This window comes from Nocardia sp. NPDC060255 (assembly GCF_042727395.1).
Classification (GTDB): domain Bacteria; phylum Actinomycetota; class Actinomycetes; order Mycobacteriales; family Mycobacteriaceae; genus Nocardia.
This window is the reverse complement of sequence record NZ_JBHXAU010000045.1, coordinates 16,847-31,323: the sequence shown is the minus strand read 5'-3', so window position 1 is coordinate 31,323 and position 14,477 is coordinate 16,847. Positions and strand designations below refer to the sequence as shown.

Here is a 14,477-nt window from a genome sequence, read left to right as displayed (position 1 = left end):
TCCCTGTTCAGGCTGTGAGGTTTCGAATTGCTGCGGGTTACGACGTTGTCGACGCGCGCGCGAGCTGATGTGCGGATCGTTGGGTGGCGATGATGACTGCGCTGGCGGCGAGCGGGGGCAGTGCCCAGAGTGCCGCGGTGATGTAGCCGGCCCGGGTGGGAAGCACGGTGCCATTCGGCGTGCTGGTGGCGAGCAGGAACCCGGCGAGCGCACTGCCGATGCTCATGCCGATACTGCGAGCGATCTGGTTGATCGAGAGCACACTGGCTGTTTCACCGTGCGGCACTACGGCGACGATGAGCTTGGGCGTGACCGCGAAGACACCGCCGACGGCGAAGCCCAGCAGAGCGATCGCGGCGAGGACGGCCAGGAGCGACTGGTTGCAGGCGGCGAACAGCAATGTGCTGGCGATACCGATCACGGCCGCGAGTGTGTACGTCCACCTTTCGGTGATCCGCGCGATGAGATGCGGCACCGATCTTCCGGCCACGAACCCGAGCAGCGAGAACGGGATCAGTGCCGCGCCGGCCGCGACACCGGGGAGCATGAATCCATAGGACGCGCCTTCGGGAGTCTGCACGTAGCGGGTGAACAGGCTGAACAGCAGGTACAACCCTGCTCCGGCGACAAGTATCGCCAGGTTCGCGCGCAGGATGGGCTCTTGGCCGAGTAGTCGCAGGTTCACCAGCGGCGCTGTGGTGTGTAGTTCGATGAATGCCCAGATGACAAGGACTGCAAGGGATCCGGCGATGAGGCCACCGGCCGACCATGCCGTTGCCCACAACGCGGGTTTCGCGATGACCAAGAGCAGCCCGAGGGTGCCCAGAGCTAGGAGCAGCGCGCCGGTGATATCGATCCGGGGCCGCTCCCCGGGCGCCTCGGCAGGCAATGTCCGCCAGGCGATGGCCAGCGCGACGGCGGACAGCAGGAACCCGAGTCCGTAGGCGACGCGGAGCCCTGCGAGTTGGTCGAGCAGGCTGATCACCGGGTAGCCGACCCCGATACCTACGGTCGACGCGACCGACAACGCGGCGACCGTCGACGTCGCGCGTTCCGGTGGCAGGTGCGTGCGGGCGACACTCATCAACAGCGCGCTGACCGCGACCGCGAGTCCTTGCAATCCGCGTCCGATCAGCAATGCCGCGAACGGGAGTGGAAGCACCGTCAGCAGTCCACCGAACGTCACCAGTGCCAGGGTGGCCAGGATCGTGGTGCGACGGTACGGGCCGCTGCCGAGTCGGCCCAGTACCGGACCCGCGATCGCACCGACGAACAGCGTCACCGTCAAAGTCCATTGCGCGGCACCGAGAGACACGTGCATGCCCGTGGCGACCGCGGTGATGAGCGGCGCTCCGACACTGCCGATCACCGCACCCGCCAATGCCGTGCCCACCAGCGCGGCGCCGAGCCGTCCGTCTCGGTGGACGGAGCTCATCGGTTTGCCTCGGTCGTGATGTGCGCGAACAGCCCCGACTGGATTCGGGTGCGGACACCCTCGGCCCACGCGGCGTCGACCTGCTCGATGTCCATTGCCGCGCCCGCGTTGAGCAGCATCCCGAAGGCGAGGAACGCTTTCACGGTCACCGGTTCCAGTCCGGTGCCGTCCGCGGTTGTGTCCCACAACTGTGCGAAACACGACCGCACCGTGTCTCGCACTTCAGCGTCGCCACATGCGGCGAAGCCCTGCAGCTGCAACAGCAACCCGGTCCGATCGGCGAGCAGGTCGAAGTACTGAGCGCCCATCGCGGAAAGCGCATCCAGGTCGCCCTTCTCCGCGGCCACCTCTCGCATCCCACCGCTGACCCGCTCGAACGCCGCCTGAACGAGCTCAAGGAACAGGGCTTTCTTCGTCCCGAACATCCGGAAGATGTACGCCTGTGTGATCCCCGCGTCTCTGGCGATGGCCTCTGTAGATGCCCCGTGCAACCCGTGCTCGGCGAACTCCTTCGCCGCGATGGCAAGCACCTGGGCACGTCGTTCTGTTCCGCTCATTCGTCCAGCCATGCTCGACAAGTTAGCAGTTAGTAACTACTAACAAAATGTGACATCGGTCCCTTGCCGCGCTCACTCGCCTGCACCGAATGAGAAGGCGGCGACGGCAATTGGCAGGCAGCTAGGCGTTGTCCTGAAGGGCACGGGTGACTGCGTCGGCCGGGTCTGTCGCGGAAATGGTTGCTGGCAATGGGGTTCCGTCGGTGGCGAGAATTTGCCACGTGCCTAGTGAGATCACCGGGATGTCGCGGCTGCGGGCCAGGGCGAGTTCGGATAGCGTGCCCCAGGATCCGCCGATCATGATTACCGTGTCCGCCGACGCCACGAGAATTGCGTTGCGCGCCTCGCCCATTCCGGTGAACAGCACCGCCGACAATCCCGCGCACACCGCGTCACGATCGGTGTCCGGCCGCACGCCGATCACGAGTCCGCCTGCGCTGGATGCTCCCTCGGCGACGGCGGCCATCACGCCGGTGCCGCCGCCGCACAACACGGTCGCTCCGGCCTCGGCCAACAGCCGCCCAACCTGTCGCGCTTGGTCGGCTTCGACGTCGCTACAGTCCCTCGGCCCACACACCGCGACTTGCATTGCCACCTCCTCGAATCCGAGCGGGATATCCCCGAGTGATTATTTCGAGTGTTGCCGCCGTTTTGTCTGACTCGCCAGCACGATCCGGCTACCGGCCTGACGTATGCGATGCGCCCACCGCTCGCGATGATCGACGACGCCTGGACTGATGCCCGAAGTGCGGGGCGCGGCCCCAGACGTCGTCGAATGGCTACTCGACTATTGCAGCCGCTTCGTCCCACTTGCCCAGGGCGAGCCGCCGGCCGAACTGACGTAGGCGATGCGGCCCACCGATCGCAATGATCGACGACGGCTGGACTGGTCCGTCTGCACTCCCTTGGGCCACACACTGCGGCCTGCATCGTCACCTGCTCGATCTGAACGGGACATCCCCGGATGGGTTACTCGACTGTTGCCGCCGCCTTGTCTCACTCGCCAGGACGAGCGGGCGGCCGAACCGGCGTTATGCGATGCGCGTCCCACCGATCGCAGCCTGGCTGGGTTCGCCGCACTGGTGTGCCGGCGCGGCGCCGCACCGTCGTCTGGCCCGCGACACCGACTTGACGCACGAAGCATGCTCTTGACGCAGGTTGCAGCGTGTGTCAAGAGCATGCTTCGTGCGTCAAGTGCCGCCACGCATGCGTGGTAACGCGGTAGACGGCAGGTTTTAGGGGCGGCCTTGCGTAGTCGGTGGTGGGCAGGCAAGAGAGGCGCTTGCGTGTCCGGTAGTCGTGGTAGCTGGAGGACGCTTGCCTTGTGATTGTCGCCTGTCGAGGGCGATAACCGAAGGGGCTCTTGGAAACCGGCAGTCCGGTCTGTGATTGATTTGACCGGCATACCGGACAAAGGTGTGCAATGTTGTTACTGCGCAACGGCATTGAGGGTGTTCCGGGGCGCTGAGTAGGCACCGGTAAAGGGGGTGCGGCGGAACTATGTCGTCGTCGAACGTTTCCGGGGGGAGTTCCGCCGCGCACCGCGGGCGGCACAAGGCGGTTCCGTTGTGGCCGGGGATGATTCCGGCGGCGGGATCGCAGCGCTGGGCTGCGCAGCGCAAGAATCGGCCGTGGTTGGTCGGGTCGGCCGCGGTGGTCGGTTCGATGGCCGCGGTGGCGGTGGTGATGGTGTACACGGCGTCGGCGAGCGAGCCGCGGCAGTCGGCCTCGTATGCGGATCCCGTGCTCGGCGGGGGACCGGGCTGCGAGCCGACGAGAAACGCCCAGTTGGTGCGCGGCAACGGAACCGGATCGACCACCTCGGGACCGGACGTCATCCTGGCCTTCCAATACGCCTACTACGTGGCCCGATCCGGGGCCGACGCCCGCGCGGTCACCACGACGGACGCGTCCGTGCCGTCGGCCGAGGTGATCGGCGCCGGCATCAAATCCGTCCCGGCGGGCACCCAGCACTGCGTGATGATCACACCCATGGCCGACGGCCGCTTCGACGTGGTCATCACCGAGATCCGCCCCGACGCCGCCGTCCGCACCTACCGCCAATTCGTCACCGTCACCACAGGTCCGGGCGTGGTCTCCATCGCAAAGATCGCACCACCGACCTGACACGGCCGCAACGGCGTGGCATACCAAGGGGCGTGAGCGTGCCTCGGTGTGCCACGCCGACTGCCTGACGCGTGTGCCACGCCGACTGCCTGACGCGTGTGCCACGCTGAGTCCGCCGCGTCCATGCGGGTCGGCGGCGGAGACTTCACCATGCTTCATCGATGTGGCCACCCGGGCGTCTCCGCCGTGGACATCGACGGAGCTCCGGTGTGCAGGGTGTGCGGGCGGCACACGGATCGACCATGCCGGGCGCAGGGGCGAGCGCTGAGGGACATCAATTACCGGACCTGCGGCCCCAACTCGAACAAGTCTGCTGCGGGCGCAATCGCCACGCACGCGGGAGTCAGCGCGATCGTGCATCCCGAAACCTGCCCCGCAGGCCCGCAAGATGCGGATGCTTGCCGTAGACGGTCGATGTGAGACCTTCGACGCGGAAGCGGACGGGTTCCTGCTCGCCCCAGCGAGCTCGCACTTGCCAGGGCGGGCGGCAATTCGCTACACCCTACGTCGAGACGATCGCCAACTGCCGTGACTGGGCGACCAAAGTGCCTGTGCTGTCCCAGATGTCGAAGTCTTCCTCATGGAATCCGTCGATCAGGTAGTTGGTGGTGACGCGGCAGGCCAGCCAACCGGGGGCGGGGCGTTTGCGGATGTGGACGGTCAGTTCGATGGTGGCGGAACCGGGTATGCCGAGATCGAAGACGATCGGTGCTGCGGAGTCGACCAGGAACGCCAGCGCGATCGGATCGGCCTCGCGGCCGTCGGCCAGCCGCACCCAGAACTCGGTGGACGTGCTCCCACCCGGTTCGCCGCGCCAGAAACCGGGGACCTCCGCCATCCGCGCCTCGGTTCGCTGTGAAATCGGCGGCCGCTGGTTGCGGAAGGCGGCGAAGGCGTCGACGCATTGGTCTGGCGGCGGTAATGCCGGCGGTTTGCCATTGACCATGGTCGGCCCGTCGGCAGCGGCCAGATCGGTGAAAGTCGCGAGGACCCGCAGGATTTCCTTACCGTCGCGCAGCAAGGTCGCCTGTCCCGTCGCGGTTCGCCGCCCGACCCGGGCGACGTCGGTGGTGATCCGCGCGGGCCCCGGACTACCCGGCCGCAGGAAATGTGCGGATGCGGACAGCAAATCCGGATGCGGCACGTCGTGGCGCAACGCCTGTAAACAGCTGGCCAGCAGATACCCTCCATTCGTGGTGCCGATGAAGGTGGTCCACCGGTCCGACAGCGTCAGCCCGAACTCGTGCTCCCCGACTCGTTCACTGGCCGTATCGCTGTCGAACACGAAATCCGCCGTAGTAGTCATCCCCCGATCCTGCCCGCCGAATGTGACATGAGCGAGCGCGCACCCGGCGTTCGCCGCGACCGTGTCGCGCTCGGCAAAGACTAGCCAGTCCGTTGCTGGTTGCTGTGCGAAGTACTAGTGCGGCTATGGAATGTGCGCTCGCCGAGCGCCCCGGCGAAAGGGACAGACAGATGCAGACGTTTGCGATGAATGCCGATATCGCTGATTGCCGGGTCGATCCCGGTCCGATGTCGGCGGCGCGGGCACACCGCGCGATGCAGATCCACCTGGACTGTTCGGTGGATACCTGCCGGGTGCGCCGTCGTGCCCGGGGCATCCTGGTTCAGTCGGGGGCGATGATCCTCGACCCGCGTGCGGACCGCTGAAACTGGTTCGGCTTCCGACCCATCCGGGTCGGCGACCCAGGCGAATTCCGTTCCGTCCAATGCCAAACACGGCTTCTAGCCGTATCGACGGAAGCGAAAACAACAATGACTGTAATGCGACGTTCGGTCGTGGCGGCGATGATGCTGAGCGCCGTGGTGGGTGCCTCGGCCTGTTCGAGTGACAAGTCCACAGACACCGCCGCCCCCTCGTCGTCGGCGGCGATGACCACCAGCTCGACCATGGCGTCGGGCGATCTGGTCGGCTCGGGCTGCAAGGCCTATGCCCAGCAGGTGCCGACCGGCGCGGGTTCGGTCAGTGGGATGGCACAGGATCCGGTCGCCACCGCGGCGTCCAACAATCCGCTGCTGACCACGCTGGTCGCCGCGGTGTCCGGAAAACTCAACCCGCAGGTGAATCTGGTCGACACCCTCAACGGCGCCCAGTTCACGGTGTTCGCACCGGTCGACGCGGCGTTCGCGAAGATCGATCCGGCCACCGTCGACGGGCTGAAGACGGACTCGGCCACGCTGACCAAGATCCTCACCTATCACGTGGTGCCGGGCCAGATCGCGCCGAACAAGATCGCGGGCATGCACAAGACCGTCGAGGGCGCGGACGTGACGGTCACCGGCAGCGGCGACAATCTCAAAGTGGGTAACGCTTCGGTGATTTGCGGCGGAGTGAAGACGGCAAATGCGACCGTGTACCTGATCGATACCGTGCTGATGCCGCCCGCGGCGTAACCTCGCCACACCTCGTAGTTCGGAATGGTCCTTCCCCTCAGGAGTCGTGCTCGCCGTGTTGCTGCCGCAGATCCATTCCCGATCCGTCCTCGTCAGCGATCGTCGTGGAGGTGAGCATGCCGAATGAGCCGAGGCTCGCCGCGATCCGCCTGCGCCGCAACACCGGCGGAGGCGGACCGCCGGTGCCGCCGTCGTGCTCGACCGGCGCTGATCCGGAGGAGGCCGCGCGGTCGCGACGGCTGGTCGAGCTGCTCGACTCGATCGCGGGTGGGGATCGCGACGCCTTCACCGAGTTCTATCGGGCGACCAGCCATCGGGTGTTCGGTTTGGCGCTGCGCATCCTGCGCGGTCACGCGGCGGCCGAGGAGATCACCCAGGAGGTGTATCTGCAGGCTTGGTCGCTCGCGTCGGGGTATGACCGGAAGTTGTCGAGTCCGATGGGTTGGCTGATGATGCTGACCCACCGGCGGGCGGTCGACCGGGTGCGCCGCGAGCAGTCCGCCGCCAGCCGCGACATCGCCTACGGCCAAGCCAATCTGGGCCGCGACCACGATGTCGTCGCCGAGGAGGTCGGGCAGCTGCTCGACGAGCAGTCGGTGCTGGACTGCCTGGAAACCTTGACCGCCATCCAACGCGAAGCCGTCGCGCTGGCCTACTACAGCGGCCGGACCTACAGCGAGGTCGCCGATCACCTCGAGGTGCCGCTGCCCACCGTCAAGACCCGCATCCGGGACGGACTGAAGCGGCTCGAGAACTGCCTGACAGGAAGTGATACCGCATGAGTGAGCGCGGGGAGCCCATCCCGGCACAGCGCGCGTCGCGGATGCCGGAACCGAATGCTAGTGAGGTACGAACCCCGATGGGTGAGCGAACAATAGGTGCAGCCGAGCACTCGCGCGTGCCTGGGCCGAGTGTCAGTGTGGTGCCGGCATGAGTGAGCGAACAGTAGGCGCAACCGAGCTGTCGGTCGTGTCGAAGCCGAGCGTCCGCGAGGTGCAGGCATGAGCGAGAACGGGCGGGCCGCAACAGATCTGCTCGACCTGGCCTACCCGTACGCGATGGACGCGGTGGCCGAGCTCGAGCGCCGTAGCATCGAACACCGGGTGCGCGAGGCCGACGAGGCCACCGCGGATGCGTTCGCCGCCATCGTTTCCGGCGTCCGCGAGACATTGGCCGCGCTCACCGTGCTCGACGCGACCGCGCCGCCGCCCGGCCTGGAGACCACGTTGCTGCGGGCCCTCGACGCGGCAACCGGCGCACCGGGCAAGTCCCACAAGCGATTCGAGCGGCTGCGCTGGCTCGCGGCAGCGGTCGCGGCGGTCGTGGCCATCGGTGCGGGCGTGGGTGTGCTGGTGCATCGCAGCATCGATCCGGGCCCGCCCGCACTCACCGCGCAAATGGTGCTCGAACAACCCGATGTGCTGGTCAAATCGGTGCCGGTCACCAGTGGCGGCACGCTCACCGTTCGCACCTCGGCTCGAATCGCCGCCGCCACAGTATCTTTCGAGTCCGTCTCGGCACCGCCGCCGGGCCGTGCCTATCAAGTCTGGCTGGTCCCGCTCGGTGGTACGCCCCGCTCCGCCCGGGTGATGACCGAACTGCCGGCCACCGGTCCCGCCATGGTGACTCGCTTCGACACTGTCGACACCTTGGCCGTCACCGTCGAACCCGCCACCGGTTCACCGGCGCCGACGACCAAGGCGATCGCCAGCGTGAACCTCACCTGACCCGAGCTGCCGTCCGCCTACCGCGGGTGTCGCAGCTTCCGATCCCGACAAGCAGGGAGACTGCGATGAAACAGCATGTGGCACAAGCGCGTCCACACCCGGCACGCGGTATACCCGCTGCGGCCCTGGCTGGAGTGCTGGCCGCTCTGACGGTACTCGGTGTCGGCCACCTTGTCGCCGCATTCATCGATCCCGCCGCCTCACCGTTCTACGCGATGGGTTCCGCAGTAGTCGACCATACGCCACATGCGTTGAAGGACGCGGCGATTCGCCGCTTCGGCAGCAACGACAAGCTCGCGTTGTTCGCGTCGATGGCCGCGGTGATGCTCGTCTTCGCCGCAATCCTCGGCATGGTGGAGCGGCGCCGCCCACTGGGCAGTGTCCTGCTCTTCCTGCTCGGCGGAGTAGTACTCGGCGCCGCACTCCAACGCCCCACGGCCACACCATGGTTCGCGCTGCCAACAGTCATCGGCGTCGCGGCGGGCGTGCTGGCCCTCCGCGTGCTCATCGGCCGGGGTGCAGACGGCGGTCGCGGGCTCAGTGCCGAGTCGGCAGCGAATGTTGAACCGATATCACCGGAAGACACTGCGGCGGGCGCGGGTGGCAAGCATCCGTCGGATGCTGGCGAGGGGCACGAGCCGGGGGTGCCTGCTCCGGGCGGACCTGCGCTGCGAGGCGGTGCTTCGCGACGTCGATTTCTTACCCTCGCAGCTGGAGTGGGAGCCGTGGCTGTGGGCGCGGCCGTTGCCGGGCAGTGGATCGGGGCGCGGCTGCGGGATGTGGTGGCCGATCGGGCTGGGTTCGTTGTGCCGCGTCCGGTTGCGGCGGCGGCGCCTGTCGAACCTGGTGTGCGGCCATCGGTTCCGGGGTTGACCGAGTTCGTCACTCCCAACGATCGGTTCTACCGTGTCGACACCGCGTTGCAGCTCCCGGCGCTGACGAGTGGCAACTGGCGACTTCGAATCCATGGAATGGTCGATCGCCCAATGGAATTGGACTTCGACGAGCTTCGTCGGCGAGTAGCGGTCGAGCGCGTGATCACCATGACGTGCGTATCCAACGAGGTCGGTGGTGATTTGGCAGGCACCGCCGTCTGGACGGGATATCCACTGGCCGGCCTGCTCGCCGAGGTGGGTGTGCGACCCGAGTCCGACATGCTGTTATCTCGCAGCATCGACGGATTCACTGCGGGCACACCGGTTTCCGCGGTGACCGACGGTCGTGACGCGCTACTGGCGGTGGGAATGAACGGCGAACCACTGCCGATCGCCCACGGTTATCCCGCGCGACTGATCGTCCCCGGACTCTACGGCTATGTATCCGCCACCAAATGGGTCATCGATCTCGAACTCACCCGCTTCGACCGCGCCAAGGCTTACTGGACCGAACGCGGTTGGGGCGCACAGGCACTCATCAAAACCGCGTCCCGCATCGATGTCCCCGCCGCATTCGCCACCGTCCCCGCGGGCAACCTCACCGTCGCCGGCGTCGCCTGGGCCCAACACCGAGGCATAGACTCCGTCGAAGTCCAAGTCGACGACCAACCCTGGCAACCAGCCACCCTCGCCGACGAATACTCCACCGACACCTGGCGCCAATGGACCTGGCCCTGGACCGCCACCCCCGGCCCCCACACCCTCCGCGTCCGCGCCACCGACCGCTCCGGCACCACCCAAACCGACCGCCGCGTCCCACCTTTCCCCGACGGCTCCACCGGCTGGCACAGCCGCGTGATCACCGTGCGCTGAGAGACAAGGCGTCGCAGGACCGATCCGCACCGACGGCCCGCCACCGGCACCCTCCGCGTCCCACCTTTCCCCGACGGGTCCACCGGTTGGCACAGTCGCGTGATCACCGTGCGCTGAGGGACAAGGCGTCGTAAAACCGATCCGCCCCGAGGCTCCGCCACCCGCACCGACGGCCAGCCACCCGCATCGTCGATCGGCGACCGCGGGCGATCGGCGACCACCATGGCGAGCACGTCCAGGATCGTCACCGAGCCGCCGAGTTTGCGGCTCGCAGGTCGTGCGTTCGGCCTCATATCGCCAAGGGGACGGAGACCACGGTGGTACACGATCGTCTCGCGCTAGTCGTGCTGACCACGATATCGGCGATGATCGGCTACGCCCGGTACTGTCAGGCCCGCGTCCGTGGCGCGGGCGTGCTGGATCTCGCCATCAGATCGCCAGATCGACGTGACGTGACGTGACGATCGGGGGCGGCGCGATCAACGGAGCGGTCGGGTCGGTGGCACTGAAGCTGGCTGACGATCCTCACCGTGGAACGCCCGCGCCCGCAACGTGAATGATGAGTGTGCTGCGGCGACTACGGCGCAGAGCACAGGGTGGTGCTCCACCGCGATCACTCTGGTGCGTCCTCCGCACAACACAGTGGCCCCCTTGGTCGCGAGGCCGTCTGCCTCGTCCCCGGGCGGCGTAAGAGAAGGTCGCGCCCTGCTGGTACGCCGCACGAAGCAGCAGCACGCAGCGACCTCGGCCTTGCTCGGCCGGATAGCGGCCGAGCGCGGCACACGTGCCATCGGCGAGCAGCCCGGTCCATTACCTGTGAGGTAATCGTCGTGGCGTCGGGTTGTTCGTAGGATCGGGGAGTGGGTACGCAAACAGCTGGTGATCTGCTGCGGCATTGGCGGCTCGAGCGCAGGCTCAGTCAGCTGGAGTTGGCGGGGCGCGCCGAGACGTCGGCTCGGCATTTGAGTTTCATCGAGACCGGTCGTTCGACGCCGAGCCGGACGATGCTGGTGCATTTGAGCGAGCATCTGGAAATTCCACTGCGCGAACGCAATCGGCTGTTGCTCGCTGCGGGCTACGCGCCCGCTTACGCCGAACCCTCGCTCGATACTCCCGCGATGGACGCGGTCCGCAGCGCGATGCGGCAGATCCTCGTCGGCCATCAGCCTTATCCGGCGTTGGCCATCGATCAGAGCTGGACCATGATCGATGCGAACTCCGGCGTCGCGCTACTTGCCGGCAGTGTCGACCCCGCGCTACTGACTCCACCCGTGAATGCGCTGCGGTTGAGCCTGCATCCCGATGGCATGGCGGGCCAGATCGTCAATCTCGCGGAATGGCGCGGTCATGTGTTCGCGCGCCTGACCCGCCAGATCGAGGTCACCGGTTCGCCCGACCTGGTCGAACTGCGTGACGAGTTACTCGCCTATCCCGGTGGTGAGATCGACCCGGCGCTGCCAGAACCCGACCAATCCGTCGTCTCGCTACGTGTGCTCCGCGACGGCCACGAACTGTCGTTCCTCAGCGTCACCACCGTTTTCGGTACTCCGATGAACGTCACCGTCGCCGAACTCGCCATCGAATCGTTCTTCCCCGCCGACGAGGAAACCATGAAACGCCTCACCGCCCAGACCTCATGACCGTCGCCGACCAGCTCGGCGCACTCCTCGGCACCTCCGTCCGCGCCGTCACCGACCTCGGGTCGAGTCACACCTGGACCTTGCACCGCGCGACACTGGCCGACGGCCGCGACGTCTTCGTCAAAGCCTCCGCCGAGCCGACTACGGTCTTCACCGCCGAAGCCGCAGGCCTGCGCTGGCTCGCCACCGGGCCAGGGGCAGTCGCTGACCGGCAGGTCGCACTGGACCACACTTCCGGCCAGGTCGGAACGGCTGGCGTGTTAAACCATGCGCCGGGCAGGGGCAGACCGGGTGAGATGTTGGACGACACGCTGGGCCGGGTCGAATCAGGTCACGTGCTGAACCACACTCCCGGCCAGGCTGGATCTGGTGAGGTACTGGGAGACGCGCCGGGCCAGGCTGGATCTCGTGACGTGCTGAACGACGCACCGGGCCGGGGCGTACCGGGTGACGCGCTGGACGATGTGCCGGGCCGGGTCGGATCGGGTGACGTGCTGAACGGCGCGCCGGGCCAGGTCGGATCAGGTCGCGTGCTGGACGATGTGCCGGGCAGGATCGTTCGGGGTGACGTGCCAAGCGACGCTCCCGGCCGAACGGGATCGGGTGATGTGCTGAACCGCGCGCCAGGCCAGGTCGCATCGGGTGCGGGCCGGAAGCTCCTTCCCGAAGTGCTTGCCGCCGGTGACCACATGATCGTGCTGCCCTGGCTCGACGACATCGGACCCACTCCCGCGACAGCCGAGCGGTTCGGTCGGGAACTCGCTGCGCTGCACGCGAATTCACCCGAGGCATTCGGTGCACCATGGCAAGGCTGGATTGCCGAACTGCCTCTGGACAACACACTGTCCACCGGTCCCTGGTCTCAGTGGTATGCCGAGCGCCGACTCGCGCCCTATTTACCTCGAGCCGCCCCGCACCTCGGCGAAGACGGAACCCGCTTGCTGGAGAAGGTAATCGACCGCATCGACTCCCTCTCCGGCCCACCGGAACCACCTGCCCGAATCCACGGCGACCTCTGGTCCGGCAACATCCTCTGGACCTCCGACCGCGCCGTCCTCATCGACCCTGCCGCTCACGCGGGCCACCGCGAAACCGACCTGGCCATGCTCGCTCTCTTCGGCGCGCCGCACCTCGACCGAATCCGCGCCGCCTACAACGAAACCCACCCCCTCGCCGAGAACTGGCGCACCCGCGTCCCGTTACACCAACTCCACCACTTACTCGTCCACGTCGTCCTATACGGCGCAAGCTACCGCTCCCAAACCCTCTCCGCCGCCAGTGCGGCTCTAGCGGTTTAGCGCTCGTTGAAGTAGGCGTCGATCGCGAACACCGTCCTGACCGCCGCCCGCAACGAAACCGCTTGAAGCGCAATCGAAAGCTGCGTCATGTTCTCGAAGCGGGACCGAAGACGCTCACGGGTCGTCGATGAGGACATACAGACTCGTGATCTTGCCGTCGCGCACGATGAGCACGTCACGTCCGGAAGCGATCGCCGGTTGGCCGTCCACGCCCAGCGTCCAGCTGTAGGTGACGAGGTCCTGCGCCGTTTGGGTCGATCCTGTGCGGGTGATCGTCGTGCCCGGAGCTTGCGCCTGGAGCCCGGAGATCGCCTCGGTCATTCCGTGGTGTCCGCGATGGGCGTTATCCGGCTCAACGATGAATACGTCGGGCGCGTACACCTCCGACACCGCCTTGTCCCGATCCGGGCCGGCCGGTGCGTTCCAGGCGTTCAGGTGTGCCGTGATGAGGTTCTCGATCGAATCCGTCATGCCATTCCTCCTGATTGCTTCAGCCATCGGGGGTTGGATCGTGCACGGGTGAGGCGGTCGAACCGGGCGGGTCCGTAAGGATTTCGCGATTCTACTGGATCTGCAAGCGCGGAACTCGGTCAGCGGAAGCACGTAGCTACGGAAGCCGGAGCGGCGTCCGTAGCTACGCCGTCGATGTAGCGCTCAGTTCCCGCTGCGCGCGATCACCTTCTCGGCGAACCGGGACAGGTTCGCGATCTTGGTATCGAGTGGTTCGGTGTCCTGTTCGAGGGTGTAGGGGAGGCGGAAGCCGACGATGACGTCGGTGACACCTTTGTCCTCGAGCCGTTTGATGCCGTCGACGGTGAATCCGTCGAGCGAGATCACGTGCACCTCGAAGTCCTTCCGCGTCCCGTATTCGGCCCGCAGCGCGTCCAATTCGATCAGCAGCCGATCGAGTTCGGCTCCGTCGCCGCCCGCGTGCATCCATCCGTCACCGCGTTGGGCCGCGCGACGCAGCGCGGGCTTGCTGTGCCCGCCGATGAGGATCGGCACGGGTTCGGTCGGCACCGGACTGATCTTGATCGGCGGAATGTCGTAGAACTCCCCGTGGAACTCGAAGTACCCGCCGGCGGTGAGTCCGCGCACGATGTCGATGCACTCGTCCATCCGCGCGCCGCGCTTCTCGAACGGCACGTCCATGATCTCGAAATCGTCGGGCCACGGACTGATCCCGACGCCGAGCCCGAACCGATTGCCGCTCAACGCGGCCACCGACGCGGTCTGCTTGGCGACCAGCACCGGCGGCCGGATCGGCAATTTCAGCACGAACGGCGTGAACCGCAACGTCGTGGTGGCGGCGGCCATCGCCGCGCTGAGCACGAACGCCTCGATGAACGGCTTGTCCTCCAGGAACTCCCGGTTCCCGTCGGGTGTGTACGGGTATTTGGCGTCGGAGTCGCGCGGGTAGGCGATGCTGTCCGCGACCGCCATCGACGTGTACCCGGCCGCCTCCGCGGCCTGGGCCAACGGCACGTAGTACGCCGGGTCTGTCATCGTCTCGGCATAGGTGAAGCGCAT

The 14,477-nt window shown here is 66.8% G+C and carries 15 protein-coding genes; 9 read left to right on the top strand and 6 right to left on the bottom strand.

What is annotated here, in order from left to right:
* Nucleotides 1-37 precede the first annotated feature (37 nt).
* The 3 genes from ACFWF1_RS42865 to ACFWF1_RS42855 form a co-directional block, all read right to left on the bottom strand.
* A complete protein-coding gene (locus ACFWF1_RS42865; RefSeq protein WP_379291277.1) occupies nucleotides 38-1,435 on the bottom strand; it encodes an MFS transporter in 1,398 nt (465 codons plus the stop codon).
* Nucleotides 1,432-2,004, bottom strand: a complete 573-nt coding sequence (locus ACFWF1_RS42860) for a TetR/AcrR family transcriptional regulator (protein ID WP_379291279.1) — start codon at nucleotides 2,002-2,004, stop codon at nucleotides 1,432-1,434. Before ACFWF1_RS42860 ends, ACFWF1_RS42865 begins: the two co-directional genes overlap by 4 nt.
* Nucleotides 2,005-2,113: 109 nt before the next feature.
* Nucleotides 2,114-2,581 carry a dethiobiotin synthetase gene (locus ACFWF1_RS42855; RefSeq protein WP_379291281.1) on the bottom strand — a complete coding sequence of 156 codons (468 nt, stop codon included), beginning with the start codon at nucleotides 2,579-2,581 and terminating at the stop codon, nucleotides 2,114-2,116.
* 911 nt (nucleotides 2,582-3,492) lie between these two features.
* On the opposite strand from ACFWF1_RS42855, the gene ACFWF1_RS42850 reads away from it, so the two are divergent.
* Nucleotides 3,493-4,119, top strand: a complete 627-nt coding sequence (locus ACFWF1_RS42850) for a hypothetical protein (RefSeq protein WP_379291282.1) — start codon at nucleotides 3,493-3,495, stop codon at nucleotides 4,117-4,119.
* A gap of 502 nt (nucleotides 4,120-4,621) precedes the next feature.
* Here ACFWF1_RS42850 and ACFWF1_RS42845 read toward each other — a convergent pair.
* The gene (locus ACFWF1_RS42845; protein ID WP_379291283.1) at nucleotides 4,622-5,425 is read right to left on the bottom strand and encodes a thioesterase family protein; all 804 of its coding nucleotides are present in this window, start codon (nucleotides 5,423-5,425) and stop codon (nucleotides 4,622-4,624) included.
* A 170-nt stretch (nucleotides 5,426-5,595) separates the two neighbouring features.
* Here ACFWF1_RS42845 and ACFWF1_RS42840 point away from each other — a divergent pair, with 170 nt between their 5' ends.
* The 8 genes from ACFWF1_RS42840 (at nucleotide 5,596) to ACFWF1_RS42805 (ending at nucleotide 12,947) form a co-directional block, all read left to right on the top strand.
* Nucleotides 5,596-5,790, top strand: coding sequence for a hypothetical protein (locus ACFWF1_RS42840; protein ID WP_379291285.1), 195 nt, complete (start codon nucleotides 5,596-5,598; stop codon nucleotides 5,788-5,790).
* Nucleotides 5,791-5,895: 105 nt separating this feature from the next.
* Nucleotides 5,896-6,534: a fasciclin domain-containing protein gene (locus ACFWF1_RS42835; protein ID WP_379291286.1), complete on the top strand. Its 639-nt coding sequence runs from the start codon at nucleotides 5,896-5,898 to the stop codon at nucleotides 6,532-6,534.
* Between the two features lie 116 nt (nucleotides 6,535-6,650).
* Nucleotides 6,651-7,316 carry an ECF RNA polymerase sigma factor SigK gene (sigK, locus tag ACFWF1_RS42830; RefSeq protein ID WP_379291288.1) on the top strand — a complete coding sequence of 222 codons (666 nt, stop codon included), beginning with the start codon at nucleotides 6,651-6,653 and terminating at the stop codon, nucleotides 7,314-7,316.
* A gap of 219 nt (nucleotides 7,317-7,535) precedes the next feature.
* The gene (locus ACFWF1_RS42825; protein WP_379291289.1) at nucleotides 7,536-8,261 is read left to right on the top strand and encodes an anti-sigma factor domain-containing protein; all 726 of its coding nucleotides are present in this window, start codon (nucleotides 7,536-7,538) and stop codon (nucleotides 8,259-8,261) included.
* Nucleotides 8,262-8,326: 65 nt separating this feature from the next.
* On the top strand, nucleotides 8,327-10,009 hold the full coding sequence (locus tag ACFWF1_RS42820) for a molybdopterin-dependent oxidoreductase (protein WP_379291291.1): 1,683 nt from the start codon (nucleotides 8,327-8,329) through the stop codon (nucleotides 10,007-10,009).
* Nucleotides 10,010-10,326: 317 nt separating this feature from the next.
* Entirely contained in the window at nucleotides 10,327-10,470 is a 144-nt protein-coding gene (locus tag ACFWF1_RS42815; RefSeq protein ID WP_379291293.1) for a hypothetical protein, read from the top strand.
* A 399-nt stretch (nucleotides 10,471-10,869) separates the two neighbouring features.
* The gene (locus ACFWF1_RS42810; RefSeq protein WP_379291295.1) at nucleotides 10,870-11,649 is read left to right on the top strand and encodes a helix-turn-helix domain-containing protein; all 780 of its coding nucleotides are present in this window, start codon (nucleotides 10,870-10,872) and stop codon (nucleotides 11,647-11,649) included.
* Nucleotides 11,646-12,947: a fructosamine kinase family protein gene (locus ACFWF1_RS42805; RefSeq protein ID WP_379291296.1), complete on the top strand. Its 1,302-nt coding sequence runs from the start codon at nucleotides 11,646-11,648 to the stop codon at nucleotides 12,945-12,947. Before ACFWF1_RS42810 ends, ACFWF1_RS42805 begins: the two co-directional genes overlap by 4 nt.
* Nucleotides 12,948-13,061: 114 nt before the next feature.
* Here ACFWF1_RS42805 and ACFWF1_RS42800 read toward each other — a convergent pair whose 3' ends face one another.
* Both ACFWF1_RS42800 and ACFWF1_RS42795 read right to left on the bottom strand, forming a co-directional pair.
* Nucleotides 13,062-13,418, bottom strand: a complete 357-nt coding sequence (locus ACFWF1_RS42800) for a nuclear transport factor 2 family protein (RefSeq protein WP_379291298.1) — start codon at nucleotides 13,416-13,418, stop codon at nucleotides 13,062-13,064.
* Between the two features lie 183 nt (nucleotides 13,419-13,601).
* On the bottom strand, nucleotides 13,602-14,477 hold the full coding sequence (locus ACFWF1_RS42795) for a TIGR03619 family F420-dependent LLM class oxidoreductase (protein ID WP_379291299.1): 876 nt from the start codon (nucleotides 14,475-14,477) through the stop codon (nucleotides 13,602-13,604).